Raw genomic sequence first — 5,913 nt, forward strand, 5'->3', positions numbered from 1 at the left:
GTGTGCGTGCCGGGGATGGGGGAGCCGAGGACCGTGGCGAAGAGGAGGCGGATGAGCAGGACCGCGAGGGCGAGTTTGACGAAGGCCCCGTAGGAGCGGGACCAGGGGGTGTCGGGGCGGCGGGTGGCCACGACGTAGGCGGAGACCGTGATGAGGACGGTGAGGAGGAGGGGGTTGGTGGTGCGGGTGGCCGCGGTGCCGAGGGAAAGGGACCAGAGCCACCAGGCTGCTGGGTGCAGTTGTGCTCCGCGTCGCTGCCCGGGCCGGGGCGGGTCCGCAGCCCGGCGGAGCGCGGTGCCGCCTTTCTGCGGGACGGGTGCCGCCCCAGCGGCACGACTGCCCGCAGGCTGGGTGCGGTTACCCACGCCGGCGTGCATGCCAGATCGCTGCTGCGCCCAAGGCCGCCACCACGACGATGCCTGCCACCAGGCCGAGAGACGGGCCCTCGTCCGACTTGTTCTCCTTCTGTGCGGTCGGCTTCTGCTCCTTGGCCACCGGCTCTCCACACCCCTTCTCCGGATAACCCGCGATCGCGCACAACAGGGCGTTCGTGTCGTAGCGCAGAGGCTTGGCCACCGTCGCGAGGGCCTCTGCCGTCGTCGCGTCGGGGGACACCTGTGCGCAGGCCGTTCGCGGCGCGGGTGGCGTTTCGCCGGAGGGCGCGTCCGTCGTCGTGCCGAAGTCGAGGAGCAGGGCCACCCGCTTCTTGCCGTCCCGCGCGGGCGTCTTCGCGCAGATCGTCCCGAAGTCGGCCCGGCCCCGCGGCCGGGCCGCGTCCGCGGAGTCCTCGCTCACCGCGAAGCGGAAGCCCTGGACGTCGCCGTCCGAGGGGCGGGTCGTGGACGGGCCCTGGGTGGCGTAGACCCAGTGGTCGCCGTCGCGGTCCCAGAACGACCAGTACCGGTATCCGGCGGCCTCGGCCTGGCCCGCTCCCGCGCACAGCAGGAGCGAGGCCAGGAGAAGGAGAACGGCCCGGCGGATCACAGCTGCTGCCTGTTCCTGCGGCCGCTGAAGAGGAAGCCGATGCCGACACCGGCGACGAGGCAGACACCGACGTACCACCAGACGCCGAACGGGCCCGACTCCGAGTCGCTCTTCTCTTCCGCCGCCCGGGCCTTCCCGGCGGTCTGCGGGGCCGGGCCCGTCGCGTTCAACTGCTTCACCAGGTCGGCGCCGCCGAAGTCGCGCGGGTTCGTGCCCGTCGCGTGGGCGGCGAAGACCAGCTGGGCGTAGGCGGCGGGACCGTTCTGGGCGGCCCAGGTCGAGGAGTTCTTCTCCAGCCAGCTCAGGGACTTCTGCGCCTGCCCGGTGTCGCCCCGCGCGGCGAGCGCGACGACCGCGTCGGCGGTGTTGCCGTAGTCGGGCTGGGGATCCGCGCCCGCGAGGGCCGAGCTGAGGTGGTCGTCCTCGGCGAGGGCCTTGGTGAGGTAGGCCGCTCCGTTGGCCGCCGCCTGCTCCGGCGTCTTCTTGTCCTGGCAGGTCTCGCTCCTCGTCGCCCCGGTCGTCTCGGTCGCCTCCGCCTTCTCGGCGGGCTTCACCACCATGCCCTGGCCCAGTGCGCCCAGCACACCCGCCGCCGTGGCGTCCGCGTTGGCGGCCGGCTTGCCCTTCTTGTCCGGCTGGAACGCGAAGGCGCCCGCGCCGTCTCCGGCACAGCCGAGGGCCAGCTTCAGCAGCGCGTCGTAGGGCGACTTGCCGTCCTTCTCGACCTGTTCCGGCTTCTCGCCGGCGGTGGTCAGCGCGCCGATGACGACGGATGTCGAGTTGGTGTCGCTGGCGCCGCCGGGCGAGTAACCCCAGCCGCCGTCCTTGTTCTGGACGGACTTCAGCCAGGTGACGGCCTTGCCGGTGACGGCGTCGTGCCCGCCGAGCGCGGAGAGGGCCTGGACGGCGGCGGCCGTGGCGTTGGTGTCGAGCATGGTCCTGGCATCGCACGCGGTGGTGGGATCGGCGCGGTAGGAGGCGAAGCCGCCGTCCGCGCACTGCTGGCGCACCAGCCACTCCACGGACTTCGCCGCGGGCTTCACACCCACCGTGTCCTGCGCGAGCAGGGCGAGCGACTGACGCCAGACGCCGTCGAACTTCGGGTCCTTGCCGCCGTACAGGGCGGAGGGGAACGCCTGGGACGGAGAAGGGGACGGGTCGGCGGCGGCCGGTGTGGCGGCGCCGACCACGGCGACGGCGGCCAGGACCGCGGCGCTGCGGCGGACGTTCATGTCGGCGGGTGCCTCTCCCTGTGGGGGAGCCGGGCAGCACGGGGCACCCCCGGCGGCTCGGCTCCGTATACCTCGACGGTGCCGTGCACCGGCGATCTGCCGGGCACGTGAGCCGGTCACGATCCGTACGGGGCGATCCGGCTCACCGCCCTGCGGGCGGTACACGGTTGCGGGTCAGCGCCGGAATTGCACCGGCTTCCCCCCGTACGGGTGTGATGACGACCTGCCCACTGTACCCGCACGTCCACAACGGGCTGAGGGTGCCGGGTGGGCCGGGATAGCTTCGGCCCATGCCGACGACACCACCGGGAAGACTGCTCGGCTCGGGCCGCCGCGCCGACGTGTACGAGATCGACGAGGCGTGGGTGCTGCGGCGCGAGCGGGACGGCGGGGGAGACGCGGCGGGGGAGGGCGCGGTGATGGAGCACGTGCGCGCCCATGGCTACCCGGTGCCCCGGGTCCGCCCGTCCGGCTCGCGCACCGACCTGGTGATGGAACGGCTCTCCGGCCCGACCATGCTCCAGGCCTGCCTGGCGGGCACGCCGGACGCGACGGAGGCGGGCTCGATCCTCGCCAGGCTGCTGCGCCACCTGCACACCATCCCCGCCCTGCGCTCCACCGACCCGGCGGACCGGGTGCTCCACCTCGACCTGCACCCGGAGAACGTGATCCTCACGCCCGACGGCCCTCGCGTCATCGACTGGTCGAACACGGAGGAGGGCGACCCGGCCCTGGACTGGGCGGCGTCCGCCGTGATCCTCGCCCAGGCCGCCATCGCCGACGATCACCTCGCCACCCCGGCCCGCACCATGCTGACCGCCCTCCTCGCCGACCCGACCCCCCTCACCCGGACCGCCCTGACGGAGGCCCTGCGCCGCCGGTCCGCCAACCCGACGATGAGCCGGAAGGAAGTGGAACTGCTGGGCTTGGCCGAGGAGTTGATCCTGTCTCAGGGGCGAGCACGCTGACAATCAAGCTAACGTGGGCCTCCACGACCACACGCAGGAGCGTCCATGACTGAGCAGGTGCGGAACTCCGGGCAGGAGCCGCTCCCCAAGATCGACACCTCCGTGCCGCACTCGGCCCGGATCTGGAACTACTGGCTGGGCGGGAAGGACAACTACGAGGTCGACCGTGTGGCCGGTGACGCGTTCCGCGAGATCTTCCCGGGTATCGAGACCGGAGCCCGCGCCGCCCGCTACTTCCTCGCCCGCGCCGTCCGCCACCTCGCCGCCGAGGAGGGCATCCGCCAGTTCCTGGACATCGGCACCGGGCTGCCCAACGTGGACAACACCCACCAGATCGCCCAGCGGGTGGCCCCGGACAGCCGGATCGTCTACGTCGACAACGACCCGCTGGTGCTGGCCCACGCCCGCGCGCTGCTCACCAGCACCGAGGAAGGCGTCACCAACTACGTCGACGCCGACCTGCGCGAGCCGGGCACGATCATCCGGGAAGCCGGGAAGACGCTGGACTTCGACCAGCCCGTCGCCCTCATGCTGATGGGCATCCTGGGCCACATCGAGGACCACGACGAGGCACGCTCGATCGTGCGGCAGCTGGTGGACGCCCTGCCCTCCGGCAGCTACCTCGTCCAGTACGACAGCACCGACACCAGCGAGGACTACGTCCGGGCCATCGAGCAGTACAACGACGGCGGTTCGATCCCTTACATCCTGCGCAGCCCCGAGCAGATCGCCCGCTACTTCGACGGTCTGGAACTGCTCGAACCGGGCGTCACGTCCTGCTCGCGCTGGCGCCCCGACGCCGCGGCCCTGGATCTCCCCGCGGAGGTGCACCAGTACGGCGGTGTCGCCCGGAAACGCTGACTCCTCAGGTCTCCTGAAGGATGCGGTGGAGGATGGTCGGAGTCTCGTCCGGTGACTCGGCTTCGACCACCAGCCGGTTCATCGCGTCCCAGTAGCACTCGATCTCGGCCGGCCGGTCGGGATAGAGCCCGGTGGTGAGCTGTTCGAGGTAGACCACGTCGGGCAACTCGCCCCCGGGCAGGCGCAGGATCGTGACCGGGCCGCCCTCCGCGGCGTGGCCGCCGCTGCGGAACGTCAGGATCTGGACCGTGACCTGCGGGAGCCCGCAGATCTCGATGAGATGCCTGAGCTGCGCGCGCAGGACGTCGAGGCCGCCCACCGGGCGACGCAGCGCCGCCTCGTCGATCACGGCCCACAACCGGGTCGCCGGCCGCCGGTGCAGAATCCGCTGGCGGGTCATCCGCAGCGCGACCCGGCGTTCCACCTCCTGCGCACCGGCGTCCGGGTGGGCGACCCGGATGGAGGCCCGTGCGTAGTCGGCGGTCTGGAGCAGCCCGGGGACGCGCTGGACCTGGAAGCAGCGGATGACGCTCGCCGCCTGCTCGGCGCCGAGGTAGGTCTGCATCCAGGTGGGCACCACGTCGCTGTAGTACTGCCACCAGGCGGGGGTGTTGGCCTGCTCGGCCAGCGCCAGCAGGGTCGCGCGCTCGGCCTCGTCCGTGACGCCGTAGAGCGTGAGCAGATCGGCGACGTCGCGCAGCTTGAACCCGTGCCGGCCGGTCTCCATCCGGCTGATCTTGGACGCGGAGGCCCTGATGACATGGCCCGCGTCCGCCCGGCCGATGCCGCGCTCCTCCCGCAGCCCGCGCAGCCGTGCGCCCAGCGCCAGCCGCGGCACCATGGGCCCGGCCGATCTGCCGTCCAGGGCTCCGCTGCCGGGCGTCGTACGAGCGGCCTCTTCGGTGCCCATGGGCATGTCTCCTTGCGGGGAACGCAACTCCGCGATGCCTATGAGCGCCGCGGCATATTCATCCTAGGGGCCCGCCCTGACACCATCCGGCTTATGGCAGAGGCGAGTTCGCCCGCGGGGTGGCTCCGCCGAAGGGCAGGTGCAGCGTCCGGGAGGCGAGCAGCCAGGCGCCGTCGGCCCTGTGGAACGTGTCCTCGTAGTGCCCTACCTGGACCGGCGGTCCGGCCGGGACCATGGCGCCGCCCTGGCCGTGTCCTCGGTCACCACTGTGACCAGGATGTGGGACATCACTCGGCGGGACGGCCGGTCGGCGGGGCGGGAGCCGAAGTACGTGCGCAGGGCGTCGCGGTTCTTGACCAGCCGCCTTTCCTCCGGCCGCTGCCGTACGCCGTCCTCGGTGAACAACTCGGCCACGGAGGAGGGTTTGCCCGGATTGAGCCGGTGGACGAAGTCGCGGTGGGGTTCTTCGCAGCACCTGGAGTCCCTGAGCCACGACCCAACTCACACCGCCACGTACGTCACCGGCTCGCTCCCCGGCACCGCCTCCGCCCGGCCCGCCTTGACCAGGCGGCGCAGATGGGACTCGGCCTCCGAGACGGCGATGGTGCGGGAGCCGTGGGGGATGTCGGGCCAGGGGCGGTTCCACTCCATGCGTTCGGCGAGCTGCCAGGGGGTGAGCGGCTCGGCGAGGAGGGTCAGCAGGTCCGTGAGACGGGTCTCGTGGTGGGCGAGCAGTTCTCGTACGCGGGCGGTGGCGTCGGGGAACGGGTGCTGGTGGGCCGGGAGCACCTCCGCCGGGGCGAGGCGGYCCACGCGTTCCAGGGAGTCGAGGTAGTCGCCCAGGGGGTCGGTGACGGTGGTGTCGTCGGGGTCCTCGTAGAGGCCGATGTGCGGGGTGATCTCGGGCAGCAGGTGGTCGCCGGAGAACAGGCGGCCGTGGCCGGGGAGTTGGGCGGGG

Annotated in this window: 5 protein-coding genes and 3 pseudogenes; 2 read left to right on the forward strand and 6 right to left on the reverse strand. The window is 72.2% G+C overall.

Going from position 1 to position 5,913, the window contains the following annotated elements; all coding sequences use genetic code 11:
• The 3 genes and pseudogenes from CA983_RS39530 to CA983_RS39540 form a co-directional block, all read right to left on the reverse strand.
• Positions 1 to 365 (reverse strand): annotated as a pseudogene (locus CA983_RS39530) (energy-coupling factor transporter transmembrane protein EcfT); the annotation flags it as partial.
• Positions 358 to 984 carry an SCO2322 family protein gene (locus CA983_RS39535; RefSeq protein ID WP_086605529.1) on the reverse strand — a complete coding sequence of 209 codons (627 nt, stop codon included), beginning with the start codon at positions 982 to 984 and terminating at the stop codon, positions 358 to 360. The pseudogene CA983_RS39530 and the gene CA983_RS39535, both read right to left, overlap by 8 nt.
• Positions 981 to 2,216 (reverse strand): SCO2321 family membrane protein, encoded by a 1,236-nt coding sequence (locus CA983_RS39540; protein WP_086605530.1) that lies wholly within the window; start codon positions 2,214 to 2,216, stop codon positions 981 to 983. Before CA983_RS39540 ends, CA983_RS39535 begins: the two co-directional genes overlap by 4 nt.
• Before the next feature lie 290 nt (positions 2,217 to 2,506).
• Between CA983_RS39540 and CA983_RS39545 the strand changes: the two genes are divergently transcribed.
• Together CA983_RS39545 and CA983_RS39550 are read left to right on the forward strand one after the other, a co-directional pair.
• Positions 2,507 to 3,184 carry a phosphotransferase gene (locus CA983_RS39545; protein WP_086605531.1) on the forward strand — a complete coding sequence of 226 codons (678 nt, stop codon included), beginning with the start codon at positions 2,507 to 2,509 and terminating at the stop codon, positions 3,182 to 3,184.
• Positions 3,185 to 3,229: 45 nt separating this feature from the next.
• Positions 3,230 to 4,045 (forward strand): SAM-dependent methyltransferase, encoded by an 816-nt coding sequence (locus CA983_RS39550; RefSeq protein WP_086605532.1) that lies wholly within the window; start codon positions 3,230 to 3,232, stop codon positions 4,043 to 4,045.
• 4 nt (positions 4,046 to 4,049) lie between these two features.
• Here CA983_RS39550 and CA983_RS39555 read toward each other — a convergent pair whose 3' ends face one another.
• The 3 genes and pseudogenes from CA983_RS39555 to CA983_RS39565 all read right to left on the reverse strand — a co-directional run.
• Complete coding sequence (locus CA983_RS39555) at positions 4,050 to 4,955, reverse strand: helix-turn-helix domain-containing protein (RefSeq protein WP_086605533.1); 906 nt, start codon at positions 4,953 to 4,955, stop codon at positions 4,050 to 4,052.
• 91 nt (positions 4,956 to 5,046) lie between these two features.
• A pseudogene (locus CA983_RS39560) lies at positions 5,047 to 5,432 on the reverse strand (nuclear transport factor 2 family protein); the annotation flags it as partial.
• A 24-nt stretch (positions 5,433 to 5,456) separates the two neighbouring features.
• Positions 5,457 to 5,913, reverse strand: a pseudogene (locus tag CA983_RS39565) (MBL fold metallo-hydrolase); the annotation flags it as partial.

It is taken from the genome of Streptomyces swartbergensis, assembly GCF_002148965.1.
Classification (GTDB): domain Bacteria; phylum Actinomycetota; class Actinomycetes; order Streptomycetales; family Streptomycetaceae; genus Streptomyces; species Streptomyces swartbergensis.

What these genes read in the sequence shown, in the direction of transcription:
- CA983_RS39550 (WP_086605532.1), top strand. Translation starts at nt 3,230, where the DNA reads ATGACTGAGCAGGTGCGGAACTCCGGGCAGGAGCCGCTCCCCAAGATC.
- CA983_RS39540 (WP_086605530.1), bottom strand. Translation starts at nt 2,216, where the DNA reads ATGAACGTCCGCCGCAGCGCCGCGGTCCTGGCCGCCGTCGCCGTGGTC.
- CA983_RS39555 (WP_086605533.1), bottom strand. Translation starts at nt 4,955, where the DNA reads ATGGGCACCGAAGAGGCCGCTCGTACGACGCCCGGCAGCGGAGCCCTG.
- CA983_RS39545 (WP_086605531.1), top strand. Translation starts at nt 2,507, where the DNA reads ATGCCGACGACACCACCGGGAAGACTGCTCGGCTCGGGCCGCCGCGCC.